This window comes from Streptomyces sp. NPDC005774, assembly GCF_042871645.1.
Lineage (GTDB): Bacteria > Actinomycetota > Actinomycetes > Streptomycetales > Streptomycetaceae > Streptomyces > Streptomyces pratens.
In genome coordinates this window covers 1-22,518 of the sequence record NZ_JBIAIV010000062.1, presented here as the reverse complement: position 1 = coordinate 22,518, position 22,518 = coordinate 1, and the positions used below count along the sequence as shown (strand labels likewise).

At 73.4% G+C, this 22,518-nt stretch carries 18 protein-coding genes; 6 read left to right on the top strand and 12 right to left on the bottom strand.

Annotation, left to right across the window (positions count from 1 at the left end):
- Positions 1 to 56: 56 nt before the first annotated feature.
- The gene (locus tag ACFYQA_RS34440; protein WP_388926504.1) at positions 57 to 1,994 is read right to left on the bottom strand and encodes a glycoside hydrolase family 3 protein; all 1,938 of its coding nucleotides are present in this window, start codon (positions 1,992 to 1,994) and stop codon (positions 57 to 59) included.
- A gap of 446 nt (positions 1,995 to 2,440) precedes the next feature.
- Positions 2,441 to 3,394, bottom strand: a complete 954-nt coding sequence (locus ACFYQA_RS34435; RefSeq protein WP_388926501.1) for a LysR family transcriptional regulator — start codon at positions 3,392 to 3,394, stop codon at positions 2,441 to 2,443.
- Between the two features lie 90 nt (positions 3,395 to 3,484).
- Between ACFYQA_RS34435 and ACFYQA_RS34430 the strand changes: the two genes are divergently transcribed.
- Positions 3,485 to 4,474 carry an EamA family transporter gene (locus ACFYQA_RS34430; protein ID WP_388926498.1) on the top strand — a complete coding sequence of 330 codons (990 nt, stop codon included), beginning with the start codon at positions 3,485 to 3,487 and terminating at the stop codon, positions 4,472 to 4,474.
- 195 nt (positions 4,475 to 4,669) lie between these two features.
- Here the strand turns inward: ACFYQA_RS34430 and ACFYQA_RS34425 are convergent, their stop codons facing one another.
- The 3 genes from ACFYQA_RS34425 to ACFYQA_RS34415 all read right to left on the bottom strand — a co-directional run bounded on the left by ACFYQA_RS34425 (position 4,670) and on the right by ACFYQA_RS34415 (position 7,510).
- A complete protein-coding gene (locus tag ACFYQA_RS34425; RefSeq protein ID WP_386394831.1) occupies positions 4,670 to 5,470 on the bottom strand; it encodes a sugar phosphate isomerase/epimerase family protein in 801 nt (266 codons plus the stop codon).
- 139 nt (positions 5,471 to 5,609) lie between these two features.
- Positions 5,610 to 6,242 carry a dihydrofolate reductase family protein gene (locus ACFYQA_RS34420; protein WP_388926494.1) on the bottom strand — a complete coding sequence of 211 codons (633 nt, stop codon included), beginning with the start codon at positions 6,240 to 6,242 and terminating at the stop codon, positions 5,610 to 5,612.
- Positions 6,243 to 6,463: 221 nt separating this feature from the next.
- Complete coding sequence (locus tag ACFYQA_RS34415) at positions 6,464 to 7,510, bottom strand: LacI family DNA-binding transcriptional regulator (protein ID WP_388926492.1); 1,047 nt, start codon at positions 7,508 to 7,510, stop codon at positions 6,464 to 6,466.
- Between the two features lie 278 nt (positions 7,511 to 7,788).
- On the opposite strand from ACFYQA_RS34415, the gene ACFYQA_RS34410 reads away from it, so the two are divergent.
- Genes ACFYQA_RS34410 through ACFYQA_RS34400 form a run of 3 tightly spaced genes read left to right on the top strand, consistent with a single transcriptional unit; the run spans position 7,789 to position 10,954 of the window.
- The gene (locus ACFYQA_RS34410; RefSeq protein WP_388926489.1) at positions 7,789 to 8,940 is read left to right on the top strand and encodes a Gfo/Idh/MocA family protein; all 1,152 of its coding nucleotides are present in this window, start codon (positions 7,789 to 7,791) and stop codon (positions 8,938 to 8,940) included.
- Positions 8,937 to 10,088, top strand: a complete 1,152-nt coding sequence (locus tag ACFYQA_RS34405) for a dihydrodipicolinate synthase family protein (protein ID WP_388926486.1) — start codon at positions 8,937 to 8,939, stop codon at positions 10,086 to 10,088. The genes ACFYQA_RS34410 and ACFYQA_RS34405 overlap by 4 nt, the downstream gene beginning before the upstream one ends.
- Positions 10,089 to 10,120: 32 nt before the next feature.
- Positions 10,121 to 10,954 carry a sugar phosphate isomerase/epimerase family protein gene (locus ACFYQA_RS34400; RefSeq protein WP_388926538.1) on the top strand — a complete coding sequence of 278 codons (834 nt, stop codon included), beginning with the start codon at positions 10,121 to 10,123 and terminating at the stop codon, positions 10,952 to 10,954.
- Positions 10,955 to 11,051: 97 nt separating this feature from the next.
- Here ACFYQA_RS34400 and ACFYQA_RS34395 read toward each other — a convergent pair whose 3' ends face one another.
- The 7 genes from ACFYQA_RS34395 to ACFYQA_RS34365 all read right to left on the bottom strand — a co-directional run bounded on the left by ACFYQA_RS34395 (position 11,052) and on the right by ACFYQA_RS34365 (position 21,094).
- Positions 11,052 to 12,461 (bottom strand): DUF6177 family protein, encoded by a 1,410-nt coding sequence (locus ACFYQA_RS34395; RefSeq protein ID WP_388926483.1) that lies wholly within the window; start codon positions 12,459 to 12,461, stop codon positions 11,052 to 11,054.
- The gene (gene eccCa, locus ACFYQA_RS34390) at positions 12,458 to 16,555 is read right to left on the bottom strand and encodes a type VII secretion protein EccCa (RefSeq protein ID WP_388926480.1); all 4,098 of its coding nucleotides are present in this window, start codon (positions 16,553 to 16,555) and stop codon (positions 12,458 to 12,460) included. The genes ACFYQA_RS34395 and eccCa overlap by 4 nt, the downstream gene beginning before the upstream one ends.
- A gap of 139 nt (positions 16,556 to 16,694) precedes the next feature.
- Complete coding sequence (locus tag ACFYQA_RS34385) at positions 16,695 to 18,056, bottom strand: hypothetical protein (RefSeq protein ID WP_388926477.1); 1,362 nt, start codon at positions 18,054 to 18,056, stop codon at positions 16,695 to 16,697.
- 21 nt (positions 18,057 to 18,077) lie between these two features.
- A complete protein-coding gene (eccD, locus tag ACFYQA_RS34380) occupies positions 18,078 to 19,448 on the bottom strand; it encodes a type VII secretion integral membrane protein EccD (RefSeq protein WP_388926474.1) in 1,371 nt (456 codons plus the stop codon).
- Between the two features lie 31 nt (positions 19,449 to 19,479).
- Positions 19,480 to 19,749: a hypothetical protein gene (locus ACFYQA_RS34375; protein ID WP_055691637.1), complete on the bottom strand. Its 270-nt coding sequence runs from the start codon at positions 19,747 to 19,749 to the stop codon at positions 19,480 to 19,482.
- Between the two features lie 308 nt (positions 19,750 to 20,057).
- On the bottom strand, positions 20,058 to 20,267 hold the full coding sequence (locus ACFYQA_RS34370; protein WP_388926471.1) for a DUF397 domain-containing protein: 210 nt from the start codon (positions 20,265 to 20,267) through the stop codon (positions 20,058 to 20,060).
- Entirely contained in the window at positions 20,246 to 21,094 is an 849-nt protein-coding gene (locus ACFYQA_RS34365) for a helix-turn-helix transcriptional regulator (protein WP_388926468.1), read from the bottom strand. The genes ACFYQA_RS34370 and ACFYQA_RS34365 overlap by 22 nt, the downstream gene beginning before the upstream one ends.
- A gap of 202 nt (positions 21,095 to 21,296) precedes the next feature.
- On the opposite strand from ACFYQA_RS34365, the gene ACFYQA_RS34360 reads away from it, so the two are divergent.
- Complete coding sequence (locus ACFYQA_RS34360) at positions 21,297 to 21,623, top strand: hypothetical protein (protein WP_388926465.1); 327 nt, start codon at positions 21,297 to 21,299, stop codon at positions 21,621 to 21,623.
- Between the two features lies 1 nt (position 21,624).
- A complete protein-coding gene (locus ACFYQA_RS34355; protein WP_388926463.1) occupies positions 21,625 to 21,825 on the top strand; it encodes a hypothetical protein in 201 nt (66 codons plus the stop codon).
- Positions 21,826 to 22,518: the final 693 nt, after the last annotated feature.

The following is a 22,518-nucleotide window of genomic DNA, read 5'->3' as shown; positions in this document are numbered from 1 at the left end:
ACGTACGGGTGCTACGTCCAACGGCTACCCAGGTGCGGGAAACCCGGATGCCGTGGTCAGTACCTCAGCCCGTGCCCGACCGGGTACAGCACCGCCGCCGGGTCGTCCGCCCGCTGTACCGGCACCGGCAGCGTCCCGCGCGGCTCCACCCGGCCCGCGATGACCCGGGCCGCCGCCCGCAGTTCGACGTCGGTCCAGGAGTACGTCGCCAGGAAGGCCGGTACGGCGGGCAGGTGGGCCACGTCGTACGGGTTGCGGATCGCCACCGCGACCACCGGCCTGCCGGTCGCCAGGAGCCGCTCGACCAGGGTCCGCTGGCTGGAGGACGCCGTCACGTTGTACGTCCCGACGACCACGGCGTCCGCATCCCGCGCGGCCGTCACGGCCCGGTCGATCGTCGCCGCCGACGGTGCCGTACCGGTGGACAGGGCGGTGGCGGTGAAACCCAGCTCGTTCAGCGCGCCCGCCAGCACCCCGGTCGGCGGTCCCGTCGTGCCGGACGGGGAGGCCGGGTCGGCGCCCACGACCAGCAGCTTCGGCTGCCGGCGCCGGGACAGGGGCAGCACGCGGTCCTCGTTGACCAGCAGGGTGGTGGTCCGTTCGGCGATCCGGTCGGCCGCCGCCCGGTGCGCGCGCGTGCCGACCGTACGGTCCACGCCGTCCGGGGAGGCGTACGGGTCCTTGAACAGGCCCAGTTTCGCCTTCAGGCGCAGCACGCGCAGGATCGATTCGTCGAGCCGCGCCTCGGTCAGCTCGCCGTCCCGGACGGCCTTCAGGACGGCGTTCCACGCCACGTCCAGGGAGGGCGGGTTGAGCAGCTGGTCCACGCCCGCCTTCAGGGCCAGCACCGGCACCCGGTCGTCGCCGTACTTCGTCCGCACGCCCTCCATGCCGAGGGAGTCGGTGACCACGACCCCGTCGTAGCCCAGCTCCTCGCGGAGGATGCCGGTGAGGATCGGACGGGAGAGGGTGGCCGGGTCGTCGGAGTCGTCGAGTGCCGGGACCATCAGATGGGCCGTCATGATCGAGTCGATGCCCGCGGCGATGGCCGCCCGGAACGGCGGCGCGTCCAGCCTCTCCCACTGTTCCCTGCTGTGGGTGATCACCGGGAAGCCGGTGTGGCTGTCGACGGCGGTGTCGCCGTGCCCGGGGAAGTGCTTGGCGGTCGCGGCGACCCCCGACTGCTGGAACCCGGCGACCTCGGCGGCCACCAGCCGCGCCACCGCCTGAGGCTCGGACCCGAAGGACCGTACGCCGATGACCGGATTGGCCGGGTTGACGTTCACGTCGGCCACCGGGGCGTAGTCCTGACGGATGCCCAGGGCGCGCAGCTCGCGCCCCGCGATCCTGCCGAGGTCGCGCGCGTCGGAGCGGGAACTGCCCGCCCCGACGGCCATCGCGCCCGGGAACAGGGTCGCCGGCGCGCCGACGCGGGCGACGATGCCGTGCTCCTGGTCGGTGGAGATGAGCACCGGCAGTCCGCGCGGCAGGCCGAGGGACGCCTTCTGGATGCCGTTGGAGAGACCCGCGATCTGGTGCGGATCGCGGGTGTTGTGCGCCCAGGCGAAGTAGATGATGCCGCCGACCCGGTACTTCTCCAGCAGTTCGGCGGCCGTGCGCACGCCGATCTCCTCGAGGTTGGCGTCGATGTCCGCCTGGTCGGGCTCGGTGGCGGAGTGGCCGTAGACCCGCATCACGAACAGCTGGCCGACCTTCTCCTCCAGGGTCATCCGGGAGACGAGGGCACGGAGTTTCCGGTCGTCCGGGGAGGCGGGGGCCGAGGGGGCGCCGGAGGTGCCGGCCGCGTGCGCGGTGGCCCCTGCGGTGGCCCCGGCGGCGAGGACGGTGGTGACCGCCGTCGTCGCGGCGAGGACCGCACGTCTGGACGGACGCGTGGCGCTCCCGGTGCTTCCCGCGTTCACCGGGTCCACCGGGTGCTCCGCCGTCTCCGCGTTCTCCGTGTTTCCTGTGCTTCCCGTGCTGCTGTCGGGCACGTGCGCTCCTTTGGGAGGTGATCCGCGGGGGATCCGCTGAAGGAAACTTCCAAGGGGTCACCAATATCCGGGAAGTTTCTGCCAGTCAAGGGAGTGCGCGAGAGGTGAGGCCGGCGGGGATGCGGGCGGGGTTGCGGGCGGGGTTGCGGGTGGGGCCGCCACCGGCGCTTTGGGAGGGGGCGCGCCGATGGCGGCGGTGCTGCCGGTCGCGGCGCGGCGGAGAGGGTGGGTCGGCGATCACAGCCAGTGGCGAGTGGCCGACACCGCACCGCGGAGACTCTTCCGGCAGTCCTCGCATTGGACGGGAGGGCTCGGCCCGGGGTTCCCCGGTGCGGACGGAAATCTCGGATTGGTGCGGACGCCCGGACCCGGGACGGCCGGGACCGCTGGGTTGTCTGGGATGTCTGGGATGTCTGTGGTGCTTGGGAGGGCTGGAGCGCTTGGGGCTACTGGGTCGACTGGGACGGCCCGGATGACTGCGGTGCGTGGGGCCGGTGCGCTGAGACGGCGGGCCAGTGGGCGCGCAGGGTGCGGACGGTCTCCGCGATCGCCGGACGGCGCGCCGCGCCGGCCCGCCACAGCGCGTACACATGCCGTACGGGCATCGGGTCGAGCGGGACCTCCACCACCCCGTCGGGCAGCGGACCGCGCCCGAGCCGCGGGATCAGGGCTATGCCGAGCCCGGCCGCGACCAGGGCGACCAGGGTCGGGTTCTCGTCCGCCTGGTGCACGATGTCCGGCTCGTGCCCGGCGGTCCGCAGGGTGCGTACCAGCCACTCGTGGCAGACCCGCCCCGGTGGCTGGCAGATCCACCGCTCGCCGCCCAGCTCCTCCCGCCGTACCGCGCCGCGCTCCGCGAACGGATGCCCGAGCGGCACCAGCAGATCGCACAGGTCGTCCCCGATGACCGCCTGTTCCACGCCCGCCGGGGCGGGCAGCGGCGCGATGTCCCAGTCGTGCGCGACGACGAGATCGACCGCGCCCTTGGCGACCAGGTCCACGGACAGGTGCGGGTCGATCTCGGTCAGCCGGGTGTCGAGCGCGGGATGACGCAGGGCCAGGTCGGCCAGTACGGGCGGCATCAGTCCGCGCGCCGCCGACGCGAAGGCGGCGATGGTCAGCCGTCCGGACGGCACCCCGCGCCGCTCCTCCAACTCGGTCTCGGCCCGCTCCACGATCGCCAGCAACTCCTGTGCGGTGGCGACGAGATGGTACGCCGTGTCGGTCAGGCGCACGCCCCGGCCCTCCCGCTCCAGCAGCACGGTCCTGGTCTCCCGCTCCAGCTTGGCGATCTGCTGGGAGACGGCGGAGGAGGTGTAGCCGAGCGCCGCGGCGGCGGCCCCGACGGTGCCGTGCACGGACACGGCGTGCAGCGCGCGCAGGCGCTGGAGGTCGAGCATGACGGCTCCCCGATCGGTAAGCGATGCTTCATCCCACCATGCAGGAATCGTCGCTGGTGCTGAAGGGTCGTGGGCGGTGATCCTCGACGTATGCGTCCTTCCCACGTCCTGCTCGCCGTTCTCGTCGCCGCCGTCTGGGGCGTGAACTTCGTCGTCATCGAGATCGGCCTCGGCCACTTCCCGCCGCTGCTGTTCTCCGCGCTGCGCTTCCTCGTGGCGGCGATCCCCGCGGTCTTCCTGGTGGGGCGCCCGAAGGTGGCGTGGAAGTGGATCGTGGGGGTGGGCCTCGCGCTCGGGGTGGCCAAGTTCGGGCTGCTCTTCGTCGGCATGGACGCGGGCATGCCGGCCGGGCTGTCCTCCCTGGTGCTCCAGATCCAGGCCGTGTTCACGGCCCTGTTCGCGTTCCTGCTCCTCGGCGAACGGCCCGCGCGCATCCGGCTGGTGGGCATGGCGGTGGCCCTGGCCGGGATCGGCGTCGCCGCCGTCGACGAGGGCGCCTCGGGCCCCCTGGGAGCGTTCGCCCTGGTCATCGCCGCGGCCGCCTGCTGGGGCGTGTCGAACGTGCTGACCCGCAGGGCCGCGCCCGACGACGCCCTGAACTTCATGGTGTGGGTGAGTACGGTGCCGGTCCTGCCGCTGCTGGCGCTCTCACTGCTTCTGGAGGGCCCGTCACGGGGCCTGGAGGCGCTGGGCGCGCTGGACATGGGAGGGGTGGGAGCGCTGCTGTACGTCGCCTGGGGCGCCACCGTGTTCGGCTTCGGGGCCTGGGGGTGGCTGCTGCGCCGTCACCCCGCGTCGACGGTGGCGCCGTTCTCCCTGCTGGTGCCGGTCTTCGGGATGTCGTCGGCCGCCCTCTTCCTGGGCGAGCCGGTGTCCCCGCTGCGGTGGTGCGCGGCGGCGCTGCTGGTGGGCGGGGTGGCGCTGGCGTCCTTCGGGGGCCGGGACCGGAGGGCCGGCCGGGGGAAGCCGTCCGCCGACGAGGAGGGCGGGACCGCCGGGGACGTGGGCGGACCCGTCGGTGGGGCGGACGGGACCGTCGGCGGGGGAAGGACGCCCGGTTTTGCCGGGAAGACGAACTGACCCGCCGGGGATGAGGGCGGACCTGTCGGCGGGGCGGGCGGTCCGTCGGCCGGGGAAGGAGGTCCGGCCCTGCCGGGGATGCGGGCGGCCTGGCCGGGGATGAGGGCGGTCCCGTCGGCGGGGCGGACGGGGCCGTCGACCGGGGAGCACGCCCCGCCGAGGGAGTGCCCCCGCCGGCCGGTCACCGGCAGCCGCTCACGCCGAGTCGTTGAGGAGGCGGGAGAGGTGGGCGCGGCCGGGGGTGAGGAGGTCGGGGAGGGGAGCGGCCTTCTCGTACCAGCGCTTCTCGTACTCCCAGCAGAGCCAGCCGTCCCAGCTGTGGCGGGAGAGGATCTCCACGCAGTCGGCCAGCGGGAGGATGCCCTCACCAAGGAGGAGCGGGGTGGTGTCCTCGGCGGAGGCGATGTCCTTGACCTGGACGTAGCCGAGGTGGGGGGAGAGGGCCGCGTAGCTCTCCGCAGGCTGCTCGCCGCCCAGCCAGGTGTGCATCACGTCCCAGAGGGCGCCCACCTGGCGGTGTCCCACGAGGCCGAGGATCCGCATCGCGTCGGCGCCGGTGCGGTGGGAGTCGTGGGTCTCCAGCAGGATGCGGACGCCGAGGTCGGCCGCGTACTCGGCGGCCGTGCCCAGCCGCCGGGCGGCCGTCGCGTCGGCCTCCTCGGGAGTCTGGTCGGGTGAACCGCCCGGGAAGACCCTGATATAGGGGGCGCCGAGGTCGCGGGCGAGAGCGAGCAGGGCGCGGATCTCGGCGATGACGGCCTCGTCCTCGCCCGGCGCGGCGACCTTGGAGTAACCCGCGACGCTCAGGATCTCGATGCCGGCCTCCTTGAACTCGGCGGCGACCTCGGTCCGTTCGGCGGGGGCGAGGCCTGTATGAACCGGTTCCTCGGGGTGGGCGCGCAGCTCGACGCCGTGATAGCCGTGCGCGGTCGCGAGGCGCAGTACGTCGGCCATAGGAAGGCCGGGGACACCGAGAGTGGAGAACGCCAGCTTCATGAGCACGGACCCTACCCGGGACCCGTGGCGCTGACTCCTCCTCGTCGCCCCGGTGTCGCGCACGGGTTCGGGGCGAGTGGGTGGAGCGAGAGGCGGGGGCGCCGGCGCCCGAGGCGGGCGGCGCCCCCGTGCGTGGGTGTCAGGCCTCGGCGGGCGTCCCCGAGGACGCTTCGACGGGTGCCTCCGTGGCGCGGCGGTAGACGCACACCTGGGCGCCCGACTTCGCGGCGGTCGACGAGACCAGCTCGAACGGGCGCTTCGCGCCGTCCGTCGGGAAGATCGACTTGCCGCCGCCCAGGACCACCGGCATGACGAGGAGCTGGAGCTCGTCCACCAGGTCCTCGCTCAGCAGGGTGCGGGCGAGCGTGGGGCTGCCCATCATCGCGAGGTCGCCGCCCTCGGCCGCGCGCAGCTCCCGGATACGGGCGAGCGCCTCCCCGGCGGGGATGAGCCGGCTGTTGTTCCAGGTCAGGTCGGACTCGCCGAGAGTGCCGGAGACGACGTACTTCGGCAGGCCGTTGATCCGGTCGGCGAAGGGGTCCCCGGCCTGCTGGGGCCACGCCTGGGCCATGGTCTGCCAGGTGCGGCGCCCGTACAGCAGCGCCTCGGCCCGGCCCAGCGCCGCGTCGAAGGCGCCGCCGAGGACCTCCGGGTCGAAGTAGGCGTGCGACCAGCCGCCGTGGGCGAAACCGCCGTCGGTGTCCTCCTGGGGGCCACCGGGGGCCTGCACGACACCGTCGAGGCTGATGAACTCGGTGATCACGATACGCATGGCTGCCGCTCCTGGTGTTCGCTGAGGCGATGACGGAAGTGCAGACCGACGGTAGCGGCGGAACTCATCGCCGCCGCCGAAAACCACGTACGGGAACCGCGTACTCCGACCGGGCAGGACAGCCACCGGCCCCGGGGCGGGCACGGCTTCCGGCGCGGGGGCAGCTGCCGGCCCCGGGGCGGGCACGGCTTCCGGCGCCGGGACATGCCCCGTCCGCCCGTTCACACCCGCGGCGCCCCCGAGGACCCCCGCACCATCAACTCGCCCCGTACGGAGGCGATCCCCCCGGGCGGCGGTTCCTCGCGGCCCATCGCGATGCGGCCGGCCCGCGCCCCCGCCTCGGCGAGCGGCAGCCGTACCGTCGTCAGGGCGGGCACCGCGTCGATGCTGAACGGGAGGTCGTCGAAACCGGCGACCGACACGTCGTCGGGGATCTTCCGACCGGAGTCCCGCAGCGCCGCGCACGCGCCCAGCGCGACGGAGTCGTTCGCGGCGACCACGGCGGTCAGCGCGGGATCCCTGCGCAGGAGTTCGAGGGCGGCCTCGTAGCCGGAGCGGCGGTCGTAGCGGCCGTGGACGGTCCAGCGGGGGTCCTCCTCGATGCCGTGCGCGGCCAGCGCGGCCCGGTGCCCTTCGAGGCGGTGACGCGTGGTGGTGCGCTCCTGCGGGCCCGCGACGTAACCGAGGCGGCGGTGGCCGAGCCCGATCAGATGCTCGGTGAGCTCCCGGCCGCCGCCGCGGTTGTCGAAGGTCAGCGCGATCGCCCCGGTGTCCGGTGCCGGCGGCCGGCCGCACAGCACCACCCGGGTCCCGGCGTCCGCCAGCTTGCGCAGCTTCGAGTCCATCGCCGCCTTGTGCGGGGCGTCCTCGACGGCGCCGCCGGTCAGTACCACCGCCGCGGCCCGCTGGCGCTGGAGCAGTGTGAGGTAGGTCAGTTCACGTTCCGGGGAGCCGCCCGTGTTGCACACCACCGCGAGTCTCTCCCCGCCGGCCCGCCCGCCCGGGCCCCCGATCTCGGTCTGGATCGCGCTCGCCATGATCCCGAAGAACGGGTCGGCGATGTCGTTCACCAGGATGCCCACCAGGTCGGAGGTGGCGGCGGCCAGGGCACTCGCGGGGCCGTTGAGCACGTAGTCGAGTTCGTCCACCGCCTTCAGTACCCGCTCGCGGGTGGAAGCGGCCACGGGATAGTTCCCGTTCAGCACGCGCGACACCGTCGCGGGGGAGACCTGCGCGCGGGCCGCCACGTCCGCCAGGGTCACCGTCATCTCTCGTCCTCCGGTCGCGCATCTCGTCGTCCGGGCACCGAACCCGATGTCCCGCCCGACCAGACCCTATGGCCCCACGCCCACTTGTTCGCCCCCTCGAACAAGTCGGGTTCTCCGTGCTCTTGTCCGGACCGCCGTTCAGAGGCTAGCTTCTAGATACATAGAAAGCGCTTGCTGTGGCGTTCACCAGTCCCCGCGCCACCGGCCGCCAATCGCCGGCCGGTGCGTGACGGGTGGGGCGTGCGCGGCGCGCGGGGACCGCGTACGAAGGGAACGACGTGACACGCAAGACGGTGCGTATCGCCATGAACGGTGTGACCGGGCGGATGGGCTACCGGCAACACCTCGTCCGCTCCATCCTTGCCCTGCGCGAGCAGGGCGGCCTCGACCTCGGTGACGGCACCGTGCTGTGGCCGGAACCGGTCCTGGTCGGACGCCGCGAGCACGCGCTGCGCGCGCTCGCCGAACGGCACGGCCTGGAGCACATCTCCACCGACGTGGACGCGGTGCTCGCCGACGACAGCGTCGACATCTACTTCGACGCCCAGGTCACCTCCGCCCGCGAGGAGGCCCTCACCAAGGCGATCGCCGCCGGCAAGCACATCTACACCGAGAAGCCGACCGCCACCGGCCTCGACGGCGCCCTGGAGCTGGCCCGGCTGGCGAACGCCGCCGGGATCAAGCACGGCGTGGTGCAGGACAAGCTGTTCCTGCCGGGCCTGCTCAAGCTGAAGCGGCTCATCGACGGCGGCTTCTTCGGCCGGATCCTGTCGGTGCGCGGCGAGTTCGGTTACTGGGTCTTCGAGGGCGACTGGCAGGACGCGCAGCGCCCGTCCTGGAACTACCGCGCCGAGGACGGCGGCGGCATCGTCGTCGACATGTTCCCGCACTGGGAGTACGTGCTGCACGAGCTGTTCGGCCGGGTGCGCTCCGTCCAGGCCCTGACCGCCACCCACGTCCCGCAGCGCTGGGACGAGAACGGCAAGCCCTACGACGCCACCGCCGACGACGCCGCCTACGGCGTCTTCGAGCTCGAGGGCGGCGCCATCGCCCAGATCAACTCCTCCTGGGCGGTCCGCGTCAACCGCGACGAACTCGTCGAGTTCCAGGTCGACGGCACCGAGGGCTCCGCCGTCGCCGGTCTGCGCGACTGCCGCGTCCAGCACCGCTCCGCCACCCCCAAGCCCGTCTGGAACCCGGACATCCCCGCCACCGAGGTCTTCCGCGACCAGTGGCAGGAGGTCCCGGACAACGGCGAGTTCGACAACGGCTTCAAGGCCCAGTGGGAGCTGTTCCTGCGGCACGTCTACGCCGACGCCCCCTACCACTGGGACCTGCTGGCCGGCGCCCGCGGCGTCCAGCTCGCCGAGCTGGGCCTGAGGTCGTCGGCCGAGGGCCGCCGCCTCGACGTGCCGGAGATCGCGCTGTGACCATCGAACTGCCCGACGCGCGGGGCCGGCTGCGGACGTACGAGCCCCGCACCGAGCCCCTCGCGCCCGCCGCCGGAGCCTCTTTCACTTCCCGTACGGTCTTCTCCGCGGCGCACGTCGTCGCCGACCCGTACGCCGACACGACACCCGACTCGCCCGCCGCCGTCGACTGGGACGCCACCCTCGCCTTCCGCCGCCACCTGTGGTCGCACGGGCTGGGCGTCGCCGAGGCGATGGACACCGCCCAGCGCGGCATGGGCCTGGACTGGGCGGGCGCGGCCGAACTGATCCGCCGCTCCGCCGCCGAGGCGAAGGCCGTCGGCGGCCGCATCGCCTGCGGCGTCGGCACCGACCAGATCACCGCGGGCACCCTCGACCAGGTGCGGGCGGCCTACGAGGAACAGCTCGCGCTCGTCGAGGAGTCGGGCGCGCAGGCCATCCTGATGGCCTCCCGCGCCCTGGCCGCCGCCGCCCGCTCCCCCGAGGACTACCTCGAGGTGTACGGGCACCTGCTGCGCCAGTGTGCCGAACCCGTGATCCTGCACTGGCTCGGCCCCATGTTCGACCCGGCTCTGGAGGGCTACTGGGGCTCGTCCGACCTGGACGCGGCCACCGACATCTTCCTGGAGGTCATCGCCGCCCATCCCGACAAGATCGACGGCATCAAGGTCTCGCTGCTGGACGCCGGACGCGAGGTCGCCCTGCGCCGCCGCCTGCCCGAGGGGGTGCGCTGCTACACCGGCGACGACTTCCACTACCCCGAGCTGATCGCGGGCGACGACCAGGGCTTCAGCCACGCCCTGCTCGGCATCTTCGACCCGCTCGGCCCGCTGGCGGCGGAAGCCGTCCGCGTCCTGGACACGGGGAACACGGACGGCTTCCGCGCCCTCCTCGACCCCACCGTCGAACTGTCCCGGCACCTCTTCCAGGCACCCACCCGCTTCTACAAGACGGGCGTGGTGTTCCTGGCCTGGCTGGCCGGTCATCAGAGCCACTTCGCCATGGTCGGCGGCCTGCAGTCGGCCCGCTCGCTGCCGCACCTCGCCCGCGCCTACGAACTCGCCGACGGCCTCGGCCTGTTCCCCGACCCGAAGCTCGCCGAGGACCGCATGCGGACCCTGCTGCACCTGTACGGAGCGACCCCGTGACCGAGCCCGCGACCGACCCTGCGACCGAGCCCGTGACCGGTCTCGAGCGTTTCAGCATCAACCAGATGACGGTCAAGCAGCTGTCGCTGCCGGAACTCGTCGACGCCTGCCGCGACCTGGGCGTCCCCGGCGTCGGCCTGTGGCGCGAGCCCGTCCAGGCCTACGGAGTGGAGGCGGCGGCGAATCTGGTCCGGGACGCGGGCCTGACGGTGACGACCCTGTGCCGGGGCGGCTTCCTCACCGCGACCGACCCCGCCGAGCGGGCCGCGGCCCTGGCCGACAACCGCCGTGCCGTCGACGAGGCCGCCACCCTGGGCACCGACACCCTGGTCCTGGTCTCCGGCGGCCTCCCGGCCGGTTCCAAGGACCTGCGCGGCGCCCGCGAACGCATCGCGGACGCCCTGGCGGAGCTGGGCCCCTACGCCGAGGAGCACGGGGTGCGCCTGGCCATCGAACCGCTGCACCCCATGTACGCCTCCGACCGCTGCGTGGTCTCCACCCTCGCCCAGGCCCTCGACCTGGCCGAACGGTTCCCGGCCCGGCAGGTCGGCGTCACCGTCGACACGTACCACATCTGGTGGGACGACACGGCGCCCGCGCAGATCGCCCGCGCCGGCGCCCAGGACCGCATCCACACCTTCCAGCTCGCCGACTGGACCACCCCGCTGCCCGAGGGCGTCCTCAACGGCCGCGGCCAGATCGGCGACGGCGCCATCGACATGCGGGAGTGGCAGGGCCACGTGGAGGCGGCCGGCTACACCGGCGCCATCGAGGTCGAACTCTTCAACGACGTCCTGTGGGCCCGCGACGGACGGGAGGTCCTGGCGGAGACGGCACGGAGGTTCACGGAGAACGTCCGGCCGTAACAGGGGAGGGACGAGAGACGAGAGGTGAGTGGTGACCCGGGTCCTGTGCCCCGTGACCGGGGTCCCGCCCGCGGCGCCGCCGACGCGGACGACGACGTCAGGTCTCCACCCCCGCCCCCGGCACACCGGCCCGCAGGTGCGCCGCCAGGCGGTGCAGTTCGACGAGGGCGCCGGCGTCCGACCCGTCCCCCAGCGGGTAGTGCAGGGCCGGTTCGGAGGCGGGCCCCAGGACGACGGGCCGTACCCCGACGGGCGGGCGGCGGGCATGGGTGAGTCCGATGCCCCGCACGTCGCGTGCGCCCAGGGTGAAGGCGACCGGGACGGACGGTGGCTGGAGCACGGGCGCCGTCGTGAGGTCGCGGGAGGCCCGCCGCACCGAGGTCAGCATCGTCGTCAGGCCGTGTTCCACGACGAGGGTCTCGGCGAGGGGCCCGATCGCCTCCAGGGGCGGTTCCTCGCCCTCCCCGTACCCGAGGGTGAGTGTCACGTCCTGCTCGACCCCGGCGGTCGTGCGCGTCACCCGGATCCACGCCAGCGCGGGCCGACCGGGGTGCCCCGTCACGAGCAGATGGGTGGGCTCGGGGGCCCGGTCACGGGCCAGGTCGGTCAGCCGGCGCGGCGACCAGGGCAGGTTGACGGGTTCCGCGGTGCCCCAGCCGGCCGGGGCCGAGCCGGTGAGCGCGCGCCAGGCCGTCTCGAGCGCCTCGCCCAGAACGGCGTCCTCGTGCGCGGCGAGCGTCGTACGGAACGCCACGACGAGCTGCCGGTCACCCGACGGGGACGTCCGGCCGAACGCCTCGGCGACCGAGGCCGTGCCGTCCGCCCCGAGCGCGGGCGCGAACGTGCCGTCCCGCCAGCGCAGCACCGCCCCGGACAGCCCGTCGTAGTAGCCCTGTGCCGGGTCCTGGACGACCCAGCGGTTGGGCACCTGGAGGAGGGTGGCGCGGGCCGGGGCACTGAGCCGGACGTGCGGCGGGGTGACGATCTGCAGGGCCCGGCCCGACTCGGAGGTGCCGCGCAGCACCTCGGAGAGCCAGGTGGTCAGGGCCAGGACGGGCCGGTCGGCCAGGACGACGGACGTGCTGTCGGTGAGGACGTCCACGACCGGCTGCCCGTCGTCCGGCGCGACGGCCGCGCGCACGTCCACGACCTCGGTGCCCGCCGCCGGCTCGGGCCAGGTGCTGCCGCCCAGCAGCAGGGCGAGCCGCCCGCACACCGATCCCGCCAGCCGCTCGGCCCCGGGCACGGCGCCGGAGGCCCGGGCCTCGGTCCACCAGAACGGCACGGGCACGTTCTGCCCGAGCAGCCGTTCGGCCTCCCCGGGGACCTGGACCAGCAGCGGGGCCTCCACCGATACGAGGGGCCTGCCGTCCGGGGCGCACAGCCGCAGCACGGCGCCACCGGACCCGGCGGTGACGCCCGCCTCGGGCCCGCCCGCGTACAGGCCGGCCAGCAGGGCCCAGGTGTCCGGCATCGTCGGGGTGAGCGCGATGACGTCCTTGGTCACGACTCCTCCTCTTCGGCTTCTTCGGCTCCGGCCAGCGCGGTCTGGACGAGCTGGTGACGCCGGCCGCGGCGGACCAGGGTGCCGCGGCCCGGTGGCTGGTGGGAGGCGTACAGGCCGGGGAAGAGCTGTCCCTCGGTGCGGTCGCCGTCCATCACCAGGGCGGTGGTGCCCGTCTCGCGCAGGGTGGTCAGCAGCGGCTCGTACAGCGCGCGGGAGGCTCCCGCGGTGCGGCGCGCCAGGACGAAGTGCAGGCCGATGTCCTGCGCGGAGGAGACGTACGGCAGGAAGGGCGCGAGGGGCTGCTGTCCGGCGGTGGTGAGGATGTCGTAATCGTCGACGAGGATGACGATCCGCGGGCCCCGGAAGGCGGGTTCGCCGGTCTCGGGCGCGTCCGGGTCGGCGGTCTCCGGCAGCCGCTTGTGCAGTTCGGCGGCGATGCCCGTGGAGAGGGCGGCGGCGAGCGTGGCGTTGTGGGCGTAACCGCCCCGGTACGGCTCCGGGACGACGCCGCGCAGGCCGCGGCGGGGGTCGAAGACGCCGAAGACCAGCTCGTCGTCGGAGTACCGTTCGACGAGTCCGGCGACGACCAGCTTCAGCAGGTTCGTCCTGCCGCACTCGTTGTCGCCGAGGACCAGCAGGTGCTGGTCGCCGCCGAAGAGGTCGAGCAGCACGGGGGCGAGGGCGTCCTGGTCGAGGCCGAGGGGGATCCGCCGCGGTTCGGCGGCCGGTGAGGGCAGCCGGGTCACCGGCAGCCGGGCCGGCAGTACCCGCACCGGGGCGGCGGGTTCACCGTGCCAGGTGGCGCGGACGGTCCGGGCCGCCTCGTCCAGGGCCGGGCCCAGGTCGCCGGTCGCGGGCGAGCCGTCGATGCGGGGCAGGGCGGTCTGCGCGAACAGTTTTCCGTCGGTGAGCACCCGGCCGGGCACGTCCGGCGGGAGGGTCTCGGAGAGCTTGCGGTCGACGGAGGAGTCGGCGGGGTCGTTCAGACGCAGCTCGACGCGGGTGCCGAAGAGCGACTGGGTGGCGATGCGGACGTCGTTCCAGCGCAGCATGCCCGCCACGACGTGGATGCCGTAGCCGCCGCCCCGCTTCAGCAGGTCGGCGACCGGCTCGTCGAGGTCGGCGAAGTCGTCGCGCAGCGCGCCGAAACCGTCGACGACGAGGACGACGTCGGTGGAGCCGAGCCGCGGCAGCCGGCCCTGGGCGCGGAGCCGGCGGAGCTGGTCGACGGAGTCGATGCCGTGCTCGCGGAAGACCGTCTCGCGCTCGTCGAGCATGGAGCGCACCTCGGCGACCGTACGGGCCGCGCGCTCACGGTCGGCCCGTCCGGCGATCCCGCCGACGTGCGGCAGGGCGGCCAGCGCAGAGAGGCCGCCGCCGACCAGGTCCAGGCCGTACACGGCGACGTCGCGGGGTGTGTGGGTGACCGCCAGGGACAGCACGAGGGTCCGCAGCAGCGTGGTCTTGCCGGACTGGGGGCCGCCGATCACGGCCACGTGGCCGCCGGCCGTGGTCAGGTCCAGCTCCCACCGGCCCTGCCACTGCCGGGCCGGGTCGTCGAGCACACCGAGCGGCACCCGCATCCCGCCCGTGGCGCGCGCCAGGTGCAGCCCGCGCTCGGAGACCCGGACCGGTCCCGCGGCCGCGTCCAGGGTGACGGCGTCCGGCAGCGGGGGCAGCCAGATGCGGCGCACGGGCGATGGGGGTCCCCCCTGCTCATGGGGGTCCCCCCTGCTCGAGCGGAGCCGAGAGCTTGGGGGAGGAGCCGAGAGCTTGGGGGAGGCGCCGGCGAGCCCGCCGACCATGAGGGACAGGACGGTCGGGCCGGTCTCCCGCCGGGTGGCGGCGGGCCCCTCCTCCGGTTCCTCCGTACGCCCCGCCGTGTTGTACGCCGGGTAGGGCAGCGCGAGCGGTTCCTCGTCCCGCCGCTCGCGCGCCGCCGGGCCGCGGTGGGCGCCGGAGACGTACCCGGCCTTGAACCTTTCGTAGGTGGAGGTGTCGACCTTGAGGTAGCCGAAGCCGGGCAGCGGCGGCAGGTGGAAGGCGTCGGTGGTGTCGAGGACCGTGCGGGACTCGTCGGCGGAGAAGGTCCGCAGCCCCAGCCGGTACGACAGGTAGGTGTCCAGGCCCTTGAGCCTGCCGCCCTCGATGCGCTGGCTGGACAGCAGCAGGTGGACGCCGATGGAGCGGCCGATGCGCCCGATGGACAGGAACAGGTCGATGAAGTCGGGCTTCGCGGTGAGGAGTTCGCCGAACTCGTCGATGACGACGAACAGGTGCGGGAGCGGTTCGAGGTCCGGCCGCTCCGTGGCGCGCAGCACCGCGTAGTGCCCGATGTCGGCGACGTTGCCGGCGTCCTTCAGGACCTGCTGACGGCGCTTGACCTCACCGGCGAGGCTGGTGTGGACGCGTTCGACGAGCCCGGCCCGGTTCTCCAGGTTGGTGATCATCCCGGCGGTGTGCGGGAGATCGGCGAAGGGGGCGAAGGTGGCGCCGCCCTTGTAGTCGACCAGGACGAGCGCCAGGTCCTCCGGGGAGTGGGTGGCGGCCAGGGCGAGGACGAGGGTGCGCAGGAGTTCGCTCTTGCCGGAGCCGGTGGCCCCCACGCACAGGCCGTGCGGACCCATACCGAGCTGGGAGGACTCCTTCAGGTCCAGCAGGACCGGCTCGTGGCGGTCCGTCAGCCCGATGGGCACGCGGAGGAAGTCGCGTTCGCCGCGGGGCTTCCACAGGGTGGGCAGATCGAGGTCGGCGGGGTCGGCGACGCCGAGGAGCGCGGGGAAGTCGACCGGACCGGTGACGGGGCTCCCCTCGGCGACGGACTCCGGCGACAGCCGCAGCGGGGCCAGCAGCCGGGCGACGCCCTCCGCCCCGGCCGCGGTGACCGGGTCGACGGCGCCCTCGGCGGCGGTGAGCGGCGCGGTGGCGCCCTCGGCTGCGGAACCACGCGGGTTCTCGACGACCACCCGCTCGCCCCGGACGGTGAGGCGCACGCTCACCTCGTCCGGCTCGTGCACCTGCTCCTGGAGGAGGTGCACCACGGTGACCCCCATGTCCGCCAGCCCGACCGCCGCGTCCGGGCGGGGGAGTTCGGCGGCCGGCTCGCCGTGGGCGTCGACGACCACCAGCAACCGGCCCGCCAGCCGCAGTGCGGTCCGGTCGGCCAGACCGCGCCGCACCTCCGCCGCGTACGCGGACCGCCGGCCCAGCTCGTGCCGGAGCCCTTCAGTCAACTGCCGGACATCGGGCGCAATGCGGCGGGCGGCCACCGGACCGTCGTGCGCCTGCGGGTCCAGCACGTGGGGCAGCCACTTCGCCCACTCCCAGTCGGCGAGCCGCTCGCCGGGCACGGCCAGGGCGAGCGCGACGTCGTCGGGAGCGTGCGTCACCGCTGTCTGCACCAGCAGGGCCCGGGCGACCCGCAGGACGTCCTCCCGGTCACCGACGACGCTGACGTTCCCCGCCCGGTCCAACGGCACCGTCAGGGGCACGTCGGCGGCCGTCGCGAAGCGGCGCTGCAGGGCGCGCGCCTCGTTGAGCATGAACGGGTCCGGCGGCGTCAGTACCCCGCCGGTGCCGCTCTGCTGGATCACCGGCTCCTGGGCCGGTACGTCACCGAGACCGACCCGTACCCGCAGGAAGTCGGCGTCCCGGCGGCGCCGTTCCCACAGCCGGGCGGGGTCCCGCACCAGGTCGTACAGCGCGTCCGGCGGCGGGTTCAACTCCCGCTCCGCGTCGCGTAGTCGGCGCTCCGCGACGCCGAGTTCCTCCCGCAGCTCCTCCAGGTACTCCAGGTAGCGCTCACGCTGCGTGCGCCGGGTGCGCTGTGCCTTGCCGCGCTGCGACAGGAACAGCGCCACCGCGCCCAGCAGCGCGAAGACCAGCACGACCGCGCCCACCACCGCGAACCGGCTGTTGCGGATCACGGTCATCATGATCACGGAGCCCATGACACCGGCCATCGGCAGCAGCGCGGTGGCCGCGTTGCCGATCTTCCCCTCGGGAAGGTTCGGCGGCGCCTCGACCGTACGGGGCCGGGCGGGTTCCGGAGGGCGGGTGCTGCGGGCGGGCCGGTGGACGATCTGCAGGGTCACGGGCGGACTTCTCCGAAGCGGGTCGGGGCGGAAGGCGTGACGGAAGGGGTGACGGAAGCGGTGACGGGGAGCGGGCAGCACGGGCACGGGCCGGGACGGGACGGGCCCGCCCCGGGGCGCACCGGCCGCGGCAGGATGCTCATCGCACCCTCACCGCGCGTCCCATCACCTCGGCGGCCAGCCGCAGGACGGCCCGCCGCGTGTCGTGCGCCAGGAGGTCCGTGCGGATCGGGCCGCCCCCGGCCAGATGGCGGTCGTACGGCACGGAGACGACGGTGACACCGGCCTCCTTGAGGTGCCCGGCGGCCGTCTTGTCGTCGAGGATCGCGTCGGGGGTGCTCGACACCAGCGCCACGACCGTCGTGGCCAGGGCGGAGTGCGGCAACCGGGCCAGCCAGTCCAGCACCTGACGGGTGGCGTTCACCCCCTCCGCGGTGGCCGGCGAAACCACCACCCGGGCGTGCGCGGTGTCCATGGCGGTGCGGGCCACCTCGCCGGGGAGCGTCTCGCAGTCGACCACGGTCACGGCGAAGTAGCGGCGCAGCGCCAGCGTCACCTTGCGGTACGCCGTCATGGCAAGCGGCGCACCGACCTGACCCCGGCTCGCCGGCAGCAGCCAGCCGCCGTCCGACACCGGCACCAGGTAGCCGGTCACGTCCGTCAGCCGCATGGACGGGTGCAGGACCGACGCGAGGTCGGCGCACGTCCAGCGCACCGCCTCCGCTCCCATGCGCACCGGCAGGGTGCCCAGCGCGGCATCCGCCTCCAGGGTCAGCACCGGATCGTGCCGGTAGTGGTTGAGGGTGCGCCCGAGCAACGCGGAGACGGTGGACTTGCCGACACCGCCGCGGATGGAGGTGACGGCCACCACCCGGCCCGTGGTGACGGGCTGCTGCAACTCACGCGCGATCCGGGTCTGTTCGGCGACGTCCTGTGCCGCGGACGAAGTGAGCTTGCGCAGCGCCCTGCCCGTGCGCCGGGTCACGGAGTCGCCGTGCAGGGGGTGTCCCAGGGCGAGGAGGAGACGGGGGTCGAGGGTGGGGGAGGACTCGGGGGCGGGGGCCGCGGGGAGGTGGGGGCCGGGGGCGGGGACGGGAACGGGAACGGGGGCAGGGTCGGGGACGGCGGGCGTCACGGGCCGCTCCGGGACCGGCTCGTCGATGGCGCGGTCAGTCGGTACGGGGGAGGGGGACGCCGGGCTGTCCGGAGCGCCGGGTGTGGACGGGGAGGCGGAGGCGGAGGCGTCCGGGAGCACCGCACCGGGGGCGTGCGGGCCGGGGGCGTGCGGGCCGGGAACGTGCGGGCCGGGCGCGCCACTTTCCGTGCTCGCCCTCGCCCTCGTGCCCGCCCCCGCTTCCGCACCGGTGTGCGTACCCGCATCCGAAGGGCCGCTCCCCCCGCCGCCCAGCTCCCGCAGCACGTCCTGCTGCCAGTCGCCGCCACTGCCACCGCCACCGCCGTGCACCGACGGCTGCTCCCGCCCCTGCTCCCCGTTCGTCATGCCGCCGCGCCCCTCAAGCCCTCAAGCGAAGGTGTCGAGCAGTCGCCCGTACACACCGAACACGCCGACGAGCAGCGGAAGCAGCACGATGACCCCCACCGACTCGAGCAGGTCACCGGCCCGCCGCAGCCGGACCCGTACGTGCTCGGCCGGCTGCACGGCGAGCACGAGGAGCGGCAGGACCGCCAGCACCACGAGGACGGCCAGCGGTGCCGCGGCCGAAGCCCGCTCCGCCCACACCACCAGCAACCGCACGGCGACGCCCGCCGCGGCGGCCAGCAGCACGACCACCTCGGCGACCAGCGGGAACGCCCGGGCCCGCAGCGCCAGCACCACCGCGACGACCGCGGCCAGCGGCACCGTCCACACGGAGGGATCCCGCAGCGCCAGCACGGCGGCCACGGCGGCCGACCCCGCCAGAGTGATCGTGGCGAGCACCAAGCCGCGGTGGGCGGCGCCCAGGGCGACGGACACCTGGTGGCGGCTGACGGAGATCCCCCCGGCCCGGCGGTCGTCGAGCCCGGAGAGCCCGGACGCCATCAGCGCGAGCCGCGGCAGCACGCCGAGCACCACGACCGAGACCACGCCGAGAACGGCCCCGACACGGGTCTGCTGCTCCACCGTCCCGGCACCGGACTGCACGGCGACGACGACCTCCCAGCCGACGGCGGTCAGCGCCACGGCACCGGCCCCCACGAGCCCGCCCCGCCCCAACGGCGTGAACAGCCCGAGCAGGACGAGGACCAGCACGCCCACAGCAGCCACTCCGGCGAGCCGCAGAGCGCCCGCCGAGGACCCGCCGAAGTCGTCGACCAGGCTCCACACGCCCAGCACACCGAGCGCGCCACCGGCACACAGGAGGGTCGCGGCGAGCCCGTGCCTGCGCACCCGCCCCAGGACCGCACCCGCGACCGCGGCCGCACCGGCGGCGGCGAGCAGTGCACCGGCGACGACCGACCGGTCGTACTGCGCACGCGCGAACAGCGCGGCGACGACCACCCAGCCCACGCTCGCGACCCCTGCCGTGACCCGCCGCGCGGCCGGCCCCCACACCCATGCCCGATGACCGAGATCCTCCGCCACCTCGTCGGTGACGTCGTGCACGACGGGGGCGGGCGGGGCGTCCTCCGCGCGGACGAGACGCAGGACGGCGCCGTCGCGGATGCCCGCCGTCTCCAGGGTGCTGTCGTGATCGAGCGCGGAGCCGTCCACCGTGACGAGGTGACGCGAGGCGGGCCGCCCCTCCACACGGTCGTCCAGCAGCCGCATGACCTCGGGCAGCAGCAGCCCGACCGGCTCCCGCGCCGGAAGCACGAGGTCGACACGGCGCCGCTCACCGACGAGCGTGACCCGGCTCAACACCGTCGGCCCACCGGCCGTTTCCCTGCTCAAGGCCCCCGGAGACATCACGCTCGCGAACCTATCACCGGCTTGTAGGACTATTAGAGGGCGTGGAAACGCCGGGGGAGTACGGACTGTTGCCCTGCCCGATCAACCGGTGCGACACGAACGACCACCCGACGCACCCCGCGCACAGCACGGCCGCGATCACCATCCCGGCGATCACCTTCCCCACCCGCTCGTCCACGGCCCGCCGTTGCCGCTGCGCCCCGAACAACAGGGCGTCCCGCAACCGCCGCCGTCGTACGGAGACGGATTCGAGAAGCTGGCTGTCGTAGTCCTGGGCGGACATGCTGCTCATTCACCTCGTGTCGGGTCAGGTGGGGAATTCGCCGAGCCGGCTGCGCTTGAGCAGATTCACGGGCAGGTGCTCCGACTCGACCTTGATCCTCCCGGAGCCACTCCCCAAGACGCATCGCGGCCGCGGCCCGACGGTCGGGAATCTGCTCAGGGCGCCTGCGAGCGGTCATCGAGACGCCGGCTTCTGGTCGGTCGGCCGTCCTCGTCCCACCGGTATTCCTCTTGGAGTGTGAGACCGCCGTAGTCCTTGTTCCGGAACGGGTCCTGGAACATCACCAGGGCTCGTTCCGCGTAACCGCCCTACAGGGAGCCGTCCTTGACGCTGGTGACGAACGGTTGCCAGGCCGCCCCGCCCAGCATCAGGACAGGGCCGGTCGTGTCCTTGCTGTCGCGGACGGGGACGGTGTCAGGGAAGTCGTCGGAGACTTCGACGCAAGCGCCGCCCTGCTGGCCGTCACTGTAGGAGGACTTGCGCCAGCGGGCAGTGCTCAGGTCCCGGGTGACTCGCATGGCTCGTATTTCTCCAACATCGTCTCGATCAGCGCTGCGGACTCCAGCGGCGAGAGGGCGCAGGCTTTCTTCAGATCGTACTCTCGCACATGCCGTGTGACGGCCTCCCTGTCGTCGATGCTTTCCCCGTACCCGGCGCCCTCCTGGTACATGGTGATCGAGTTGTCCGGGAGGGCCAGCAGGATGAGGGTGCCGCTCATCAGGGCGCACGCGTCCGCTTCGAACGGGCTTACCTGGATGGTGGTATGACCTGTGCTCACCAGTGGCAACAGCGCCGCGAGTTGTCCGCTCATTACTGTTGGTCCGCCTACGGTCTGTCGTAGCGCCGCTTCCCCGATGATCCACCAAAAATCCGGCGGGCAGTCCCGCCGCAGGATCTCCTGGCGGCCCAGGCGGTCCGCCACCAGGCCGTCGATCTCCCGGGGGCTCATCCCTGGTTCCCCCGCGGTGAACAGTGCGCGCATGTACGCCTCTGTCTGGAGCAGGCCAGGAATGAGACTCGCGCCGAACTCCTGAATCCGCACCGCCCTCGCCTCCAGCTCCAGGCAATGATCAAACCGCCGAGGCGTGTACTCCCGCTTCACCGCCCCCCACAACCCCTGGAACAACTCCCCTGTCCCGAAAGCCGCGTCCAGCTTCTCCGAGAGGGGTGGCAGGGGGAGCCGTTCTCCTGTCTCCACTCCATGCAGATGCGTCTTGCTGTAGTTGACGATGTCCGACATCCGGTCCAGCGACAGCCCGATGAGCTGGCGCTGACGGCGCAGCTCGACGCCGTACAGGTCGCGGGCGGAGTGGACGGGTTCGAGGTCCCGGGAGGGCTGGGTCATGGCGGTCGGTGCTCCCTTGCCGTGTGTCGTGTCGGCATGCCGTCCCGCGTTCCCGAGGGAACGGGCATCCGCCAACGGTAGTCGCTACCGGTGACAGCTTGAGTGCAAACAGTGAGGGCGCCCAGGTGGCAGCCGTTCCGGAGCCCGGTTCGGAACACCGTCACCCTGGCTGGTCACCCTTGCCCGCCGCGACGCTGAGAGCGTGAACAGTGAGAAGCAGCAGGAGGCCGCACCCTTGCCCTCCCGCGTACGTAAGACGACCGACACGACGCCCCGCCCCGGCCGCCCCGGCCGGGAGGCGAGTCGGCTCCCGGTCGGTGAACTCGCCCATGACGTACGGCAGGAGAGGCGCGGGATCGTCATGGACCATCAGGACGGGTTCGTATGGCTGCGCCCGGAGAACGGCGGCACGGAGTGGACGGCGCTGCCCGGCGACGTGCAGCCGTTGAACGTCCGTGAACGGGCCGAGGAACCGATGTGGACGCGGGTGGCCAGGGCCAACGCCCGCAGCAGAGGGGAGGTCCTCTGAGGTGGGAGACGCGGAACAGGCGTGTGAGGACCTGCGCGACGCGCTCAAGGCGGTGGGGGTGACGTTGCCGTCCCTCGGGCTCGACGCCGCTTCGTACGCCGGGTCCGCTCCGCTCGCGCTGATCGACCTGGGGCGCTGCAACGTGGCCACGGCCCGTGCGCTCACCTCCGCGCTCCGGCCCGATCAGGGGGCGACACGGTGAGGCGTCGGCGCTACCGTCGCAACTTCGCCGACCACACGGTCATGGAGCCCCCGGCGGAGTCGGCCGGACGGTTACGAATGGACGGGCACGGCGTGATGTTCGCCCTGTCCGCCGAGCATCCCTGGCGTGACGTGTGGCCCCTGGTCGCGCAGGCCGGCGACGGTAACGCGTGGGTGACGGGCGAGTGTTGGGGTGCTGGTAAGAAGCCTGTCAGTGCGCCACGAGGCGCTGTTGTTTCGGATGGAGGTGGAAGACCACCGTCGTCTCGCCGTCGTAGCGGCGAGGTGAAGCTGGAGGCAGCCTGAACCGGGGATCGCCGGGGAGGGCGAGAGCAGCCTCGACAAAGTCGGGTCGGCCCAGCACTGCCGGATGGGTCGGGCCCGGTGAGCGAGACGGGAAGGTATACGCGAGGAACCGGCGTCATTACGCCTCTTGAGTTCTTGCCAGCTCCAATCCGGTGGATATGGGCTGGTCAGCGGTGCGCAACCGTCCGGAAGGGCGGGGAACTCCCGGTCCGGTATTGGCAGCTTGGGCCGGGAGGCCACGACGAAGGTCTACGGCGTAGTCGTGGCGAGGCCGCAGGGGCAGAGCCGGGTGCCTAACGGTAGTCCGTTGTGATCAGGCGCTTGCCGCAGTGTGATGGGGAGAGGAGTCCGCTGCGGCAGATGGAGGAGATCATGGCTACCGACCGGC